Below are 14,464 nucleotides of genomic sequence, written 5' to 3'. Positions count from 1 at the left end.
GAGTAGCCCGATGCCCTGGACCATGGCCGACAGTCCTGATCAGAGCGGCCGCATTGCCCTGATCACCGGAGCCAACAGCGGGCTGGGGCTGGAGACGGCACGGGCCCTGGCCAGCCGCGGGGCCACGGTGGTGCTGGCCTGCCGCTCCCGCCGCCGGGGGGAGGAGGCCCGCGCCGAGCTGCTGCCCGCAGCTGCGGCTGGGCTGGAGGTGCTGGAGCTGGATCTGGCTGATCTGGCCAGCGTGCGCGCCGGGGCCCACTGGGTGCAGGAAAACTACGGCCGCCTCGACCTGCTGGTGAACAACGCCGGCGTGATGGCCCCGCCCCGGATGCTCACGCGAGATGGCTTCGAGCTTCAGTTCGGCACCAATCATCTGGGCCACGTCGCTCTCACAGCAGCTCTGCTGCCCCTGATGGAGGGGCGCACCGATGCCCGGGTGGTGACGGTGACATCCGGCGCCCAGTACTTCGGGCGGATCGCCTTTGACGACCTGCAATCGGAGCGGCGCTACGACCGCTGGGCCGCCTACAGCCAGAGCAAGCTGGCGAATGTGGCCTTCGCTCTTGAGCTGCAGCAACGGCTCGCGGCGGCAGGCAGCACAGTGGCCTCCCTGGCCGCCCACCCGGGCCTGGCCCGCACGAACCTGCAACCGGCATCGGTGGCAGCCGCCAACTCGAAACTTGAAGGCCTGGCCTACCGATTGATGGATCCCCTCTTCCAGAGCGCCGCCATGGGGGCCCTGCCCCAGCTCTACGCCGCCACCGCCCCCGAAGCCCGGGGCGGTGAGCACTACGGGCCCGATCAATGGGGAGGGATGCGGGGCTGGCCGACCCAGGTGCGGATCGCGCCAGCGGCCCTCGACCCCCAGATCCGCCGGCGCCTCTGGGAGGTGAGTGAGCAGCTGGTGAGCCAGGCCGTTCCAGCTCAGGCCCCATGAGCAGCGGGGCCACTGCCAGAACCCTCGGGGCCCTGGCAGCCATCCTGCTCTGCGGCGGCTGCCAGGGCTGGGGCGGGCCCGACAGCCTTTTTCTCTATGTGGAGACTGACTCCGTCAAAACCAATGCAGTGGAGCTGGGAGACAGCCAGAAGCGGACCCGCAGGCTGATCGAGGAGTTCCGCCAGGTGAACCCGGGCGTGAACATCCACGTCCGCCATCTGCCCAGCGACGCCTTCCTGCGCTCCACGGCCTTCCGCACCTCCCGTGGGCTCGGGCCCGACCTGATGGTGACCCGGGTGGTGACGGCCCTGCGCCTGAATCAACAGAAGCTGAGTGAGCCGGTGGAGCTGGATCCCCAACGGCTCAAAGACATCGAACCGCGTTTTCTCGATGATTTCCGCGTCGGGCGCCAACTGCTGGCCGTACCCCTGCTGGCGCAGCCGGAACTGGCCTGCTTCGACCGGCGGCGCGTGCCCACACCCCCGCGCGATCTCAATGAGCTGATCGGCCTCAGCGCCAAGGGCCTGAGGATCGGCCTGCCCCTGCGGCTCACGGATCTCTACTGGACCAGCAGCGGGCTCCAGGCCAATGCAGCTGTTGAGCGCCTGCTGGAGGCGCCTGCCACGGCTGACGCCGGCCTGACGATCAGCGCGAGCGACCGCCAGGACCTGCTGCGCTGGCTGAGCTGGCTCAACAACGCCAACCTGCAGCAGAACGTCGAGTTCGCGGATGAACCGGTTGACCTGGTGCAGCGGTTAGAGGAGGGCAGGCTCGGTTGGATCAGTTGCAACAGCCTCTGGCTGGAGCGGCTCGGCAAGGCGCTGGGGCCGTCGTTTGGGGTGTCGGAGCTGCCGGGTCGCGCTGGCGAGCCGGCGCATGGGCTCACCCGGCTGAAGGTCTGGAGTTTCGGGCGGCACTCCACACCCCGTCAGCGCCAGCTGGCCGAAGAGTTCGTGCTGTTCACACTCAACCGGCTCAATCAGAAACGGCTGATGCTGACCGCCCCCGGCAACCTGCCCGTGAACAGCACCGTGTTGATCCCCAGCAAGAGCTCCAGTGTGTTCGCGGCCCTGGCGGGCAGCCTCGACCGGGCTGAGCTGATGAGCTTCAAGGATCCCGATCGGATCGAAACCCGCCTGGCCTGGGTCGACGGTGTGCTGGAGAGCGCGATCGTGAACGCTGAGCCACCCGCTGTGGTGATGGGGATCCTGGAGGCGGGGCCACCCCCGGAGCAGAGCTCCACCCTGCCCTGAAGTACGCCGTCCAGCCGATCAACGATGCGCCTCTTCCTCTACGAAATCTCCGGCTGGCTGGGCTATCTGGCCCGGCCCCAGGTGCTGATCCAGGTGCTGGTCGGGATGGCGCTGTTCGCCTCCTACTCCATCTGGATCCGCCCTCGGCTGCTGGGCCGCGGCCACCGGCTGGAGTTCCTCGGCAGCCTCGGGCTGCTGCTGACACTGCGCCTCAGCGCGGTGCTGCTGGGCTGGTGGGGGCTCCCCAATGGCCTGGCCCACTACACGGCTCAACTGTTCGGCCTCTGGCTGTTGCTGGCCCTGGTGCGGCTGTTGTCGCGGCGCTGGTTCCGCGATGAAGCCATTGAACGCCTCTACACCCAGCTGGTACGCCCTCTGGCCGTCCTGGTGGTGGTGGGATCCCTGATCAACCAGCTGGATTCCCTCATCGATGTGGGCCAGATTCCACTGATCACCTTGTTCGGCGAGCCGCTGAACGCCAGCGGCATCGTCCTGCTCCTGACCATCCCCTACTTCCTGGTGGTGGTGTCGGGCTATGCGGTGGTGGTCGTTGGAAGTCTGCTGCAGCGACTGCTGGGCTTCTCCAGCAGCACCAGGGTGGCAGTGGAGCTGGTGAGCCGATATGTGGTGATCGCCCTGGGATTGCTGTGGGTGCTCAAGCGCATCGGCTTGAACAGCACCGCTCTCGCAGCGGTGGCAGGAGGCTTGTCTGTAGGACTGGGCTTCGGCGTCAAGGAGGTGTTCTCCAACTTCGTGAGTGGGCTCTGGCTGCTGTTCGAGGGGTCGGTGCGCCCAGGCGAGATCCTGTTCATAGATGGCGACCCCTGCGAGGTGCGCAGCCTCGGGTTACGGGCGGCGGTGCTCTGGCGCGACCGCGACAACGCCGAACTGGTGGTTCCGAACCAGGACTTCTTCACGACAACTACCACCACCTACACCGGCAGCGACCGGCTACGCCGCAGCCAGGTGGAAGTGTCGGCCGCCTACCGCCACGATCCCGACACAGTGATCCAACTGCTGGAGGCCGTCGCCAGCTCCACGGCGCGGGTGCTGCTGCAGCCCGCACCCAAGGCCCTGCTGCTGAGCTATGGCGAGTCCGGCATCAACTACGGCCTGCGCTATTGGATCGAGAATCCGATGAACAACGCCGGCATCAAAAGCGAGGTGAGCAGCGCCATCTGGCACCGCTTCCACGAGGAGGGCATCGAGATTCCCTTCCCACATCGGGTGCTGCAGCAGGTCGTCCACGATCAGGGCAGGCAGCAACCCGCAGAGGAGATAGCCAAGCCGAATTCCGAGGGTCCGTAGCCTCCATCGAGCTGCAGGGTGGGCTGCAGCAGAAACACGATCCCGGGTTCGAGCCCTTCAGTGGATGGAGCGTGCAGATGGAGATGGCCCACCACTCTGGCCCGAGCAACTCGGGGAACACCAGTCCATGGATTCTCTATATTGACAAACATACTCAGCAACGACAGAAGGGTTCATCAAGCAGCGAAGTCGCGGTCTGAAAGGGTAGCCATGGTGATGGTACTCCAGACGCGTGGGAGGCAGTGGCAGGGCAGTGGTAGGGCAGTGGTAGCTGAATGGGAGGCCCCGTAACATGGAGAATCCTGTTGCGGCTAATCTAAGCAAGCCAGAAGGCCGCTCCCGCTTTCAAAGCTCACCCACCTTTTCGATTAAGCCATGAGCCCACTGACCGCTCTCAGCCACACCCTGTTGAACGCCAAGCGCCGGAAAGGTATCAGCTTCACCGAGCTGGAATCACTTCTGAATCGTGATGAAGTATGGATTGCGAGCCTGCTCTACGGCCAGGCCACGGCCTCCCCGGAGGAAGCACAGATCCTTCTGGCAGCGCTGGATCTTGATCCCAGCCTGGCCAGCGAACTCTCCACACCTCCAGTGAAGGGGTGTCTCGACCCTGAGCTCCCCACCGATCCCCTTATCTATCGCTTCTACGAAATCATGCAGGTGTATGGTCTGCCGTTGAAAGATGTCATCCAGGAGAAATTTGGCGATGGCATCATGAGTGCAATCGACTTCACCCTGGAAGTAGATAAAGTGGAACATCCAGCTGGCGACCGAGTCAAGGTCACCATGTGCGGCAAGTTCCTTGCTTACAAGAAGTGGTGACCCGAACAGCTCCCATCAAAGGCCGAGTTCTGTGAGACCAGGGTGGTCTTGTGGCCTCGGTCCCTGCGGCCAGAGGAATTTGCGTTCCTCTTCGGCAATCTGCACATCGTTGATGCTGGCCTCACGCCGCCTCATCAGACCCTGATCACTGAACTCCCAGTTTTCGTTGCCATAGGCCCGATACCATTGCCCGATTTCATCATGCCACTCGTACTGAAAGCGGACCGCAATGCGGTTGTCGTGCCAGGCCCATACCTCCTTGATCAGCCGATAGCCATTCTCCTTGGCCCACTTGCGCTTCAGGAACGCCACAATATCCTGGCGTCCCGTGATGAATTCTGAGCGATTACGCCAGTAGCTGTCTTCCGTGTATGCCTGCGATACTCTGAGGGGGTCCCTGGAATTCCAGGCATCCTCCGCCATTCTTGCTTTCTGTATCGCCGATTCCTGGTTGAACGGTGGCAGCGGAGGTTTCGCAACCTGGGGCGTGATCTCGGTCAAAACAGGAATTATATTGATCCATCAATGGCTAACTGAATCCACGGCCTCACTACGTATCGAGCGCTACCGAGGGAAGGCCACTCTTTGCCGGAAGTTATGGAGAAGCAATACAAGGACATTACGCACTACAGGGTAACTAGCCACCCTGTCTCTCGAAGAGGAGCTGAGGAAGACGCGATCGTTCGCAATCTGATGGTTCATTCAAATCATGGCAAGGTAGGCATCACTTGGACCTGAAACAACCTTGCGGTAAGACTGTCAAGGAAAATGTTGCCGTACAGCACGATGGCTCATTGGGCGCTGATACGCACCAGCTGATCATCCGCGTAGGCCGCGGCGGTATGGAGCAACTGGCGCTCCTCCTCGTCGGTCCGGGTGCATGCGAAGCCATAACGGGCCCGCACCCGCTCGGAGGCCAGACGCAGGGCCTCCGTCCCCCGGCTGGTCAGCTCAGCCACCGCCAGGCTCTGGCCAGGCTGGAGGTAGTTCAGGATCACGGTGGAGGGTGAGTAGAGCACCGTGTTGCGGCCATCGGGCCACTCCACGTTCAGATGGACTTCGGGCACTGAGCCTTGGGGCGGACGAGCTGGGGCGGATCCTCCCCGAAGCAGCCAACACCGGTGGTAGGCGTCAGCACCGGGCCCCGAATCCCGTGAGCGTCTCACCGCCGCGCCAGAGCTCATGGCAGCGCCCGGCCTGTCGCAGGCTCAGCCCACCACCAACCGGACCAAACCGACCGATGCAGGCCAGCTGCAGGTCAGCGAACGGCGCCACGGCCGCCTCCAGGGGCCCGTCCTGCTCAGGAACGGCGGCCAGCAGGTAGCCATAGCTGGGGAAGCAGCTGAGCCAGTCGTCGATGCTCAGCCCCGGCGGCGGAAGGATGGCGTCGAGATCAAGCTCCAGGCCGCAGCCCGCGGCTTCAGCGAACATCACGGCCGTGCCGATCAGCCCTCCCATGCTGATGTCCTTGGCCGCATGTACCGTGCCGGCTTCCGCCAGTTCCGCCATCAGGGCCAGATGACGGCGCAGCAGAGCGGGCTCCCCCCTGGTGGCCGCATCCCAGAAGGGATATGGGTGGTGGACATGGCCGCTGGTGTTGATCAGCAGATGGCAATGGTCGCCTGGGCGTGCGAAGCGAGCCGAGAGCACCGGGCCGGCCGCCACTCCCAGCACGGCCACTGAAAGGGCGTTGTAGGGGCTGTGGAGGTTGGTGTGTCCTCCCACCACCGGCACCTGAAACGTCTCCGAAGCCACGCGCATGCCCTCAAAGATGCGATCGGCGTGCCTGGCATCACCACTCCAGAGACTGTTGACCAACGCCAGCGGCCGCCCGCCCATGGCAGCGATGTCGCTGAGGTTCACAAGCACTCCGCTCCAGCCCGCGAACCAGGGGTCCTGCTCCACCAGCTCGGGATGGAGCCCCTCACAGGCCAGCAGCAGCGAGCCTGCGACGGCGGGCAACAGGGCGGCATCGTCGCCCAGGGCAGCCGCAATACCGAGGGCCGGGAAGGGGAGATGGGGGAAATGGGCCGCGGGCCGCTGGATGTCGGTCTTGCCGCGCCACCCAGCCAGTTGGCGCAGCCGGGAGACCAGAACCTCCAGATCGGGCTCGCTCATGCCGCCTGGGGCAAGGGCTGCACCGGGGGCAACTCCGGTCGCCGCTCATGCGACGGGACGTAGTAGTCGAGGTCGGCCTCCATCAGATGGTGGCTGACGCCACGGATCTCCAGGGTCTCCACCGAACACCAGTGCAGGCGCCTGAAGAAGCGCACGTTTTGAATCTGCACCGTGGCCAGAAATCGCCGGCAGCCCCAGCCATGGGCCGTGGTCACAGCCTTCCAGATCAAGCCCTTGCCGATCTGATTGTGCCTTCGGAAGTCGGCGGCCACCCCCAGACGTCCGCCATACCAGAGGCCTGGGCTGGTCTCGAGGATGCGCACCACCCCCACCACCGAACCAGCAGCGCTCCCGCCATGGGTCAGGGCCGCGATCGGGTAGGCGAGGTCATCGCTCGCGTCGCGGTCGGAGGCCTCGAAAAGGTGCTGCTCCTCGCAGAAGATGCTGCTGCGCAGGCCCCAGTAGCCAGCCAGCAGGGGGGAACTGTGGCGCAGCAGATGAAAGGAGAACCGATCCGAGCAGGCGCCTGGGGAGAGGCGGAAGTCGTCGGCATCTACACCGAGTCCCCAGCGAACCGAGGGCGTGTAGGCCGCCGGAGCGGAGCTTGGACTGCGGCCGATCTCATGGCTGGAGGGGTCGATGAAGAACATGCCGTCGGTTCAGGTGGGGCCGGGTCCGCTGGACTCGAACAGGGACAGGGCGGAGCAGGCGCCGCACTTTGCACAGCCCGCCGTCATCGCGGCGGAACTCAGATCGGAGGCCTCCAGGAGTCTTCCCACCGCCGTGTAGATCTCAACCATGAAGTCGGTGCTGGGGGCTGGATGGTGCTCCAGCGGGGTTCCGGCGATCGGCACGAACGGAACCACGAAGGGGTAGACACCCAGGGCGATCAAGCGCTCACTGCAGCTCACGATCGACTCGGCGCGATCACCCAGCCCGGCGAGCAGGTAGGTGGACACCTCACCCCGGCCAAACACCGCCACCGCCTGCTCGAAGGCGGTGAAATAGCGCTCGAGACTGAGCTCTGCCTTGCCTGGAAGGATCCGCCGGCGCACCTCAGGCTCCACCACCTCGAGGTGCATGCCGAGGCTGTCAACGCCGGCGTCATGCATGCGCTGGAACCAGATCGGATCGTCCGGGGGCTCGCACTGGGCCTGGATCGGCAGGGGCACCAGCGCCTTGACGGCGCGTGCGGTTTCGGCCATCAGCCGGGCACCGCGGTCGTCGGAGTTGGGAGTGCCGGTGGTCATCACCAACTGCTTGACACCATCGAGCCGCACAGCCGCTTCAGCCACCTCGGCCACCTGTTGTGGGGTCTTGCGCGCCAGGGTGCGGCCGTCGTCGAGCGATTGCTCGATCGCACAGAACTGGCACGACTGGCTGCGGTCGCGGAAGCGGATGCAGGTCTGCAGCAGGGTGGTGGCCAGCACATCGCGGCCATGCAGCAGCGCAATCGAGCGGTAAGGCGTGCCGTCGGCAGTGCTGAGCCCGTAGAAGTGCGGTTCAGGCGGGGTGTCCACCAACTGCAGGGAGCCGCTCCGGTCGCGGTGCGTCAACCACACTTCGCCGTCGGCGTGGCGCTCCAGGGCATAGGGAGAACCCTCAGCGGCTGTGTTGTAGACGGGCACCATCACGGTGGTGCCATCAACGTTGATGGCGCGGTGATCGGAGGGGCCGGCCCCGCCACGACGGCCAGGATTGCCGCCAAAAGCGGGTACCACCACGCCATTCACCTGGAGCTCGGTGACCAGCCGGCCCAGTGCGGCGGAGGCACCTTCAGCCATGGGAGGCCACCTCCAGAGGGGGGAGCGAGCTGGCGGTGATGGGCACGTCCGAAGGGGCCTGAACTGGAGGCCCGGGGTTGTCTTCGATCAGACGGGCCGGTGTGCGGTCGATGCGCAGACCAAGCAGATCGGGACGGCTGTAGTGGCCCACGCTGTCCATCATCCGCTTGCGTTTGGTGATCAACGCAGGATCAAGCTCGGCGATGGCCAGCCCTTCGCCATCCGGGAGCGGGCCGGCCAGATAGCGGCCCTCAGGGCTGATCACGGCGGTGTGGCAACCGCCCTGAAACGCCTTTTGCAGCGAGGCGTCCGGCGTGATCGTGGCCATATCCGCGGGATCAAGCCAGGCGGTGGAGCTGATCACGAAGCAGCCCGCCTCCAGGGCGTGGTGACGCAGGCTCACGGCCGTCTGCTCGCTGAAGATCGGCCCCACCAGCGAGCCGGGGAACTGGGCACAGTGGATCTCCTCTCCCTGGGCCATCAGGCTGAAACGCGCCAGCGGGTTGTAGTGCTCCCAGCAGGCCAGCGCACCGACCCTGCCGAGGTCCGTGGGCACCACCGTCAGTCCGGCGCCATCGCCCTGGCCCCACACCATCCGCTCGTGATACGTGGGGGTGATCTTGCGGCGCTTGAGCAGCACCTCGCCACTGTCATCGATCAGCAGCTGGGCGTTGTAGAGGCTGCCGCCGTCGCGCTCGTTGATGCCCAGGAGCACGTGCATCCGATACCGACGGGCTGCTGCGGCAATCCTGTCGATAGTTGGGCCGGGAACAACCACTGCCTGCTCATACAGCCGTAGGTGCGAGCGGCCCATCAGCACGGGCGGCTCGATGAACGAAAAGTAGGGGTAGTAAGGAAGGAAGGTTTCCGGGAAAACGATCAGCCGCACCGATGCTGCAGCCGCCTCAGCCATGGCCTCCAGCAACCGTGCAACTGACCCGTCCAGGCTGTGAAGAACCGGACGGATCTGGGCGGCAGCAACGATGATCGGCGCCTTCATTCAGAGCGTCCAGGTATCGAGAATGAAGGCACCCTCCTTACGGTGCATCAGGATGATGTCGAGCACATCGAGAGGATTGACTGGGCGAATTCCCGGAATCAGCGCACCCTCGCCATGGCCGTAGAGCGCCTGAAGGGCAAAACGGCAGGCATACACTTTGCCGCCCTGATCCATGAACTTCTGGAGGCGGGCATTGAAATTGAGATGGCCGTCAAAGGCGGCATCACCAAGCTTGGGAAAACCCCGCTGCACACCCAGGGTGACCCCAGGGCCATAGAGCAGGATCGAGGTCTCGAAGCCCTTGTTGATCAGGCGGCTGGCCTGCAGCAGGTTCACCAGACCGATGGAGCCCTCGAAGGCCACGGTGTGAAAGGTGACCAGTGCCTTCTCCCCCGGCTCGGCCTTGATATCAGGAAAGACTTTCTCTTCGTAATCAACGAGAAAATCTCCTGCTTGATGGGCTGGATGGGTGACCTCGGGCATCGATGAACGGCCTGGCTTGGAAGCAACGAAAGCGACCATTGCACAGCCCATGTTTCGACCTGTGTAACCACTGCCACAGAATCGCCAGGCCACCAGAGAGAGCAGGCTGTGGCGGAGCGTCATCCGCCGTTCGTCACGATCGCTACGGTCAACCACCTCCAGAGATTCCAGAATGGTGGATTGAATCAAGGGTGGATTGACCGGAATCGTCACCAGTTCAGATCATCCCCCGTCCAGCTCAGCCATCCTGCGCGTGCCGGTCGTGGTGATCGGTGCCGGCCAGGCCGGCTTGTCGGTGGCCAGCTGCCTCCAACAGCAGGGCCTGACGCCACTGGTGCTCGAACGGCACCAGGTCGCCCACTCCTGGCAGCACCAGCGCTGGGATTCCTTCTGTCTGGTCACCCCCAACTGGCAATGCCGCCTGCCTGAGTTCCCATACGACGGCGATGATCCCGAGGGGTTCATGGGCCGCGACGCGATCGTCGACTACCTGCGCCGCTTTGCCGAGCACGCCGCTGTGCCGGTGCGCGAGGGCATTGCCGTTGAGCGCCTGGTGCCCCTCGAAACCGGTGGTTATCGCCTGAGCACCAGCGACGGGGTGATCGAGGCCCGGCAGGTGGTGATCGCCACCGGCGCCTACCACCGCCCCCGACGCCATCCGCTGGCAACCCGGCTGCCAACTGGGCTGCTCCAGCTCGATGCCCGCGATTACCGCCGCTCCGACCAACTGCCCGATGGGCCCGTCCTGGTGGTGGGCAGCGGCCAGTCGGGCTGCCAGATCGCCGAAGACCTCTTCTTATCCGGCCGCCGTGTTCACCTCAGCGTGGGTTCGGCTCCCCGTTCACCCCGTCGCTATCGCGGCAAGGACGTGGTCGACTGGCTCGATCGGATGAGCTACTACGACACACCAATCGAGCAGCACCCGGATCCCCGCTCGGTGCGTCGCAAGACCAACCACTACCTGACAGGCCGCGATGGTGGCCGGGAGATCGATCTGCGCCGTCGTGCCCTCGAAGGGATGGTCCTGCACGGCCGGTTGGAGGAGATCACTGCCAGCGGCTTCCGCTTTGCCCCTGATCTGGCCGCCAATCTCGATGGAGCCGACGCGGTCTACCAGCGCATCCGCGCCAGCATCGACACCTACATCGAGTCCAACGGTCTCGAAGCCCCCGCAGACCCCGCCTACGAACCCTGCTGGCAGCCGCCGCCGCTGGATCAACCCATCGATCTTGGCGATGAACCACTGGCGGCCGTGATCTGGTGCACGGGCTACCGCTCCGACTTCCGCTGGGTGGAGGTCCCCGTCTTCGATGGCGCTGGGGAACCGCTGCACCAGCGCGGTGTGACGCCGGCGGCCGGCCTCTACTTCCTGGGGCTGCCCTGGCTGCACACCTGGGGCTCGGGCCGCTTCTGCGGCATCGGCTCCGACGCGGCCTATCTGTCCGGCCTGATCCGCCGCCTGGAGGATCGCCGCGATGCCAGCCAGGAACGGTTGGAATGCACAGCGTTACTGGGATCCTGAGGTCCGTGACCACGAGCCAACCTGCCGTCAAGGCGGCCTCTGCCGAGCTGATTCCCGCCGATACTCTGCGCCAGCTCAACCTCCGCTCCGATGCGGCCGGCTGGCGGCAGGCGGCTGGGCATGGGGCGCTGATCCTGGTCAGCGGACTGGTCTGGGGGGATGATCGCCTGCCCTGGGCGCTGCGCTTGCCGGCCCTGCTGCTGCTGGGCTGGGGCCTGGCCTTCGCCTTCTGCGCCATGCACGAGTGCGGCCACCGCACCGCCTTCGCCAGCCGCCGGCTCAACGACGGCCTGGCCTGGTGGGCCGGGGTACTGAGCTTCTACAACGCCGATTTCTACCGGCGCTACCACCAGTGGCACCACCGCCACACCCACCAGCCGGGCCTGGACCCGGAGCTGGAAGATGCGCCGCCCACCAGCCGCTGGGCCTACCTGCTGGAGTTGAGCGCTCTGCCCTGGTGGATCGGCAAGTTGCGCAGCCACACCGCCGGTCTGAGCGGCAACTTCCGCGATCGCCCCTACATCCCGGCCGAGGCCGCTCCAGCGCTGCGCCGCTCGATCCGGCTCCAGTTCGGCGTCTATGGGCTGGTGCTGCTGTTGTCCCTGCCGGGCGCCAATGGCTTCCTGCTCTGGCAGTGGCTGCTGCCGCTGGCCCTGGGCCAGCCCCTGCTCCGCTTCGTGCTGCTGGCTGAGCACGGCGGCTGCAGCACCGCCGCCGACGTGCTGCGCAACACCCGCACCACCCACACCCTGGCGCCCCTGCGCTGGCTGATGTGGAACATGCCGTTCCACGTCGAGCATCACCTGATGGCCTCGCTTCCCTTCCATGCCCTGCCGGCAGCCCACAGCTGGATCGCCCCGCAGCTGGAGCACAACGACCCAGGCTACCTGGCGGTGCACCGGGCCTTCCTTGCCGATCCCTCACGACTGGCGCTGCCAGGGGTGGCCCCTCTGCCGGCACCAGCCGGATGAGCGTGGCCGCGGCGATCAAGGGCCGGGATGCCGTGTTTGAGCTGGGTCACCTGCCGCTCAGCTGCGGCAAGGAACTCGCCAACGCCCGTCTGGCCTACCGGGTGTTCGGTGAGCTCAACGCCGAGCGCTCCAACCTGGTGCTCTACCCCAGCTCCTACGGCGCCTGGCCCGAGGACATCGACTGGGTGGTGGGGCCGATTCTTGATCCCCTGCGATGGTGCGTGCTGCTGGTGAGCCAGTTCGGCAACGGCCGCTCCAGCAGCCCCAGCAACGCGGCGATGGGCCTGGCTGAGCAGGGCTGGGTGATCCATCACGCCGACAACGTGGCCGCCCAGAAACGGCTGATCCAGGAGGTGTTCGGGGTGGAGCGCCTCGCCCTGATCTACGGCTGGTCGATGGGGGCGCAGCAGGCCTACCACTGGGCGGCCCTGGAGCCGCAGGCGGTGGAGCGGATCTGCTGCCTCTGCGGCACGGCCCGCACCACGCCCCACAACCGCCTGTTCCTGCTCAGCCTGCGCCAGGCCCTCACCAGCGATCCCGCCTGGGATGGGGAACGCTTCAGGGCCACTCCCGCGCAGGGGCTGCGCGGCTTCGCCCTGATCTACGCCAGCTGGGCCGCCAGCCAGGCCTTCTACCGGCAGGGTCTGCACGAGGCGCTGGGCTACACCAGCGTGGACGACTACGTGGAGCGCAGCTGGCTGCCTGCCTACCGCCGCCATGATCCCCGCGATCTGCTGGCCATGCTCGACACCTGGCTGGCCAACGATCTCGGCGCCGCCGCCCTGGGGCGGATCACGGCCCGCACCACGGTGATCGCCGGCTCCCACGACCTCTATTTCCCCCCTGACGACTGCGCCGCTGAAGCCGCCTGCATCCCCGGCGCCCGCTTCGAGCGGCTGGAGTCGGTGCTGGGGCACAGGGCCGGCAATCCCCGTGATGCCCCGTCTGAGCAGGCCATGATCCGCGCCTCCCTCGAACGCTTGCTGAGCCCATGACCGACCTGGCCCGCTACGCCTCCGACCACGGCCTCCGCCATTTCCTCTTCTCCTTCTCCGACCTGTTCGGGGTGCAGCGCGCCAAACTGGTCCCGGCCAGCGCCATCAATCAGGTGGCCCGCGATGGCGCGGGCTTTGCGGGCTTCGCCGCCTGGCTGGCGATGACCCCGGCCGATTCCGATGTGCTCGGCCTGCCGGATCCCGCCAGCCTGGCGGTGTTGCCCTGGCAGCGCAGCGTGGCCTGGCTGGCCACCGATCTGCAGGTGGAGGGGAAGCCCCTGGAGCAGTCGCCGCGCTGGGTGCTGCGCCGCCAGCTGGAGCGGGTGAACCGCATGGGCTACAGCTTCCGCACGGGGGTGGAAGCGGAATTCTTCCTGCTGCAGCCGGGCGGCACGGCGATCGCCGATGGCCACGACACCCAGAGGAAGCCCTGCTACGACCAGCTGGCGCTGATGCGCCAGTTCGAGCTGATCGGCGGCCTGCTGGAGGCGATGGAGGAGCTGGGCTGGGGTCCGTACCAGGCCGATCACGAGGATGCCAACGGGCAGTTCGAGATCAACTGGACCTTCGCCGACGCCCTGGTGACCGCCGACCGCCACGCCTTCTTCCGGGTGATGGCCCAGTCGATGGCGGAACCACTGGGCTGGCGGGTGAGCTTCGGCCCCAAGCCCTTCCCCCAGCTCACCGGCAGCGGCGCGCACCTGCACCATTCGCTCTGGGACAGCTCGGGCCGCAACCTCTTCCACGACCCCCGCGGTGAGCTGGGCCTCTCGCGGCTGGCTTACCACTTTCTGGGGGGCCTGCTGGAGCACGCCCCGGCCCTGTGCGCCATCACCAATCCCATCGCCGAGAGCTATGCGCGGCTGGGGGGGATCACCACCAACTCCGGCGCCACCTGGTCACCGGGCTGGATCACCTACGGCGGCAACAACCGCAGCCACATGGTGCGCATCCCCGACGACCAGCGACTGGAGCTGCGCCTGGCCGACAGTGCCGCCAACCCTTACCTGCTGCCGGCAGCCGTGCTCGCCGCCGGCCTCGACGGGCTCGAGCGGGAGCTCGAGCCGGGCCCACGCAACGACGCCAACCTCTACACCGATCCGCCGGCCCCCGGTACGGCGGCGGCGCTGCCCACCAGTCTCGAGGAGGCTCTCAGCGCCTTCGCCGCCGACACGGTGTTGCGCCAGGCGCTGGGTGAACCCTTCTGCCAGGCCTTTGAGAGCCTGCAGCGGGCCAACGACCATGGTGGAGGCTGATGGCACCATTGCCCT

15 protein-coding genes are annotated in these 14,464 nt (G+C 66.1%); 8 read left to right on the top strand and 7 right to left on the bottom strand.

Going from position 1 to position 14,464, the window contains the following annotated elements:
- Window positions 1-10: 10 nt before the first annotated feature.
- From KBY93_RS09250 to cynS, 4 genes are all read left to right on the top strand, one after another.
- Window positions 11-937, top strand: coding sequence for an oxidoreductase (locus KBY93_RS09250; RefSeq protein ID WP_255094043.1), 927 nt, complete (start codon window positions 11-13; stop codon window positions 935-937).
- Window positions 934-2,190, top strand: coding sequence for a hypothetical protein (locus KBY93_RS09245; protein ID WP_255094042.1), 1,257 nt, complete (start codon window positions 934-936; stop codon window positions 2,188-2,190). Before KBY93_RS09250 ends, KBY93_RS09245 begins: the two co-directional genes overlap by 4 nt.
- Before the next feature lie 24 nt (window positions 2,191-2,214).
- Window positions 2,215-3,498 (top strand): mechanosensitive ion channel family protein, encoded by a 1,284-nt coding sequence (locus KBY93_RS09240; protein WP_255094040.1) that lies wholly within the window; start codon window positions 2,215-2,217, stop codon window positions 3,496-3,498.
- A gap of 375 nt (window positions 3,499-3,873) precedes the next feature.
- The gene (cynS, locus tag KBY93_RS09235) at window positions 3,874-4,320 is read left to right on the top strand and encodes a cyanase (RefSeq protein WP_255094039.1); all 447 of its coding nucleotides are present in this window, start codon (window positions 3,874-3,876) and stop codon (window positions 4,318-4,320) included.
- Window positions 4,321-4,335: 15 nt separating this feature from the next.
- Here cynS and KBY93_RS09230 read toward each other — a convergent pair whose 3' ends face one another.
- The 7 genes from KBY93_RS09230 to KBY93_RS09200 all read right to left on the bottom strand — a co-directional run bounded on the left by KBY93_RS09230 (window position 4,336) and on the right by KBY93_RS09200 (window position 9,705).
- The gene (locus KBY93_RS09230; protein ID WP_261355377.1) at window positions 4,336-4,821 is read right to left on the bottom strand and encodes a nuclear transport factor 2 family protein; all 486 of its coding nucleotides are present in this window, start codon (window positions 4,819-4,821) and stop codon (window positions 4,336-4,338) included.
- Between the two features lie 290 nt (window positions 4,822-5,111).
- On the bottom strand, window positions 5,112-5,387 hold the full coding sequence (locus KBY93_RS09225; protein WP_255094037.1) for an MSMEG_0570 family nitrogen starvation response protein: 276 nt from the start codon (window positions 5,385-5,387) through the stop codon (window positions 5,112-5,114).
- A 64-nt stretch (window positions 5,388-5,451) separates the two neighbouring features.
- The gene (locus tag KBY93_RS09220; protein ID WP_255094036.1) at window positions 5,452-6,438 is read right to left on the bottom strand and encodes a sll0787 family AIR synthase-like protein; all 987 of its coding nucleotides are present in this window, start codon (window positions 6,436-6,438) and stop codon (window positions 5,452-5,454) included.
- Window positions 6,435-7,088, bottom strand: coding sequence for an MSMEG_0567/Sll0786 family nitrogen starvation N-acetyltransferase (locus KBY93_RS09215; RefSeq protein WP_255094035.1), 654 nt, complete (start codon window positions 7,086-7,088; stop codon window positions 6,435-6,437). The genes KBY93_RS09220 and KBY93_RS09215 overlap by 4 nt, the downstream gene beginning before the upstream one ends.
- Before the next feature lie 9 nt (window positions 7,089-7,097).
- Window positions 7,098-8,222 (bottom strand): MSMEG_0568 family radical SAM protein, encoded by a 1,125-nt coding sequence (locus tag KBY93_RS09210; RefSeq protein WP_255094034.1) that lies wholly within the window; start codon window positions 8,220-8,222, stop codon window positions 7,098-7,100.
- On the bottom strand, window positions 8,215-9,222 hold the full coding sequence (locus KBY93_RS09205; RefSeq protein WP_255094032.1) for a Nit6803 family nitrilase: 1,008 nt from the start codon (window positions 9,220-9,222) through the stop codon (window positions 8,215-8,217). The genes KBY93_RS09210 and KBY93_RS09205 overlap by 8 nt, the downstream gene beginning before the upstream one ends.
- Window positions 9,223-9,705, bottom strand: a complete 483-nt coding sequence (locus KBY93_RS09200) for an MSMEG_0572/Sll0783 family nitrogen starvation response protein (RefSeq protein ID WP_255094031.1) — start codon at window positions 9,703-9,705, stop codon at window positions 9,223-9,225.
- Window positions 9,706-9,958: 253 nt separating this feature from the next.
- On the opposite strand from KBY93_RS09200, the gene KBY93_RS09195 reads away from it, so the two are divergent.
- The 4 genes from KBY93_RS09195 to glnT are packed head-to-tail and all read left to right on the top strand — an operon-like array spanning window position 9,959 to window position 14,449.
- Window positions 9,959-11,227 (top strand): MSMEG_0569 family flavin-dependent oxidoreductase, encoded by a 1,269-nt coding sequence (locus tag KBY93_RS09195; RefSeq protein ID WP_255094030.1) that lies wholly within the window; start codon window positions 9,959-9,961, stop codon window positions 11,225-11,227.
- Window positions 11,203-12,198 carry a fatty acid desaturase gene (locus tag KBY93_RS09190; protein WP_255094029.1) on the top strand — a complete coding sequence of 332 codons (996 nt, stop codon included), beginning with the start codon at window positions 11,203-11,205 and terminating at the stop codon, window positions 12,196-12,198. The genes KBY93_RS09195 and KBY93_RS09190 overlap by 25 nt, the downstream gene beginning before the upstream one ends.
- A complete protein-coding gene (locus tag KBY93_RS09185; protein WP_255094028.1) occupies window positions 12,195-13,193 on the top strand; it encodes an alpha/beta fold hydrolase in 999 nt (332 codons plus the stop codon). The genes KBY93_RS09190 and KBY93_RS09185 overlap by 4 nt, the downstream gene beginning before the upstream one ends.
- Entirely contained in the window at window positions 13,190-14,449 is a 1,260-nt protein-coding gene (glnT, locus tag KBY93_RS09180) for a type III glutamate--ammonia ligase (protein ID WP_255094027.1), read from the top strand. The genes KBY93_RS09185 and glnT overlap by 4 nt, the downstream gene beginning before the upstream one ends.
- Window positions 14,450-14,464: the final 15 nt, after the last annotated feature.

The sequence above is a fragment of the Synechococcus sp. J7-Johnson genome (assembly GCF_024345795.1).
Lineage (GTDB): Bacteria > Cyanobacteriota > Cyanobacteriia > PCC-6307 > Cyanobiaceae > Regnicoccus_A.
Note: the sequence above shows the minus strand (reverse complement) of the source record. Positions and strands in the feature narration are given on the sequence as shown.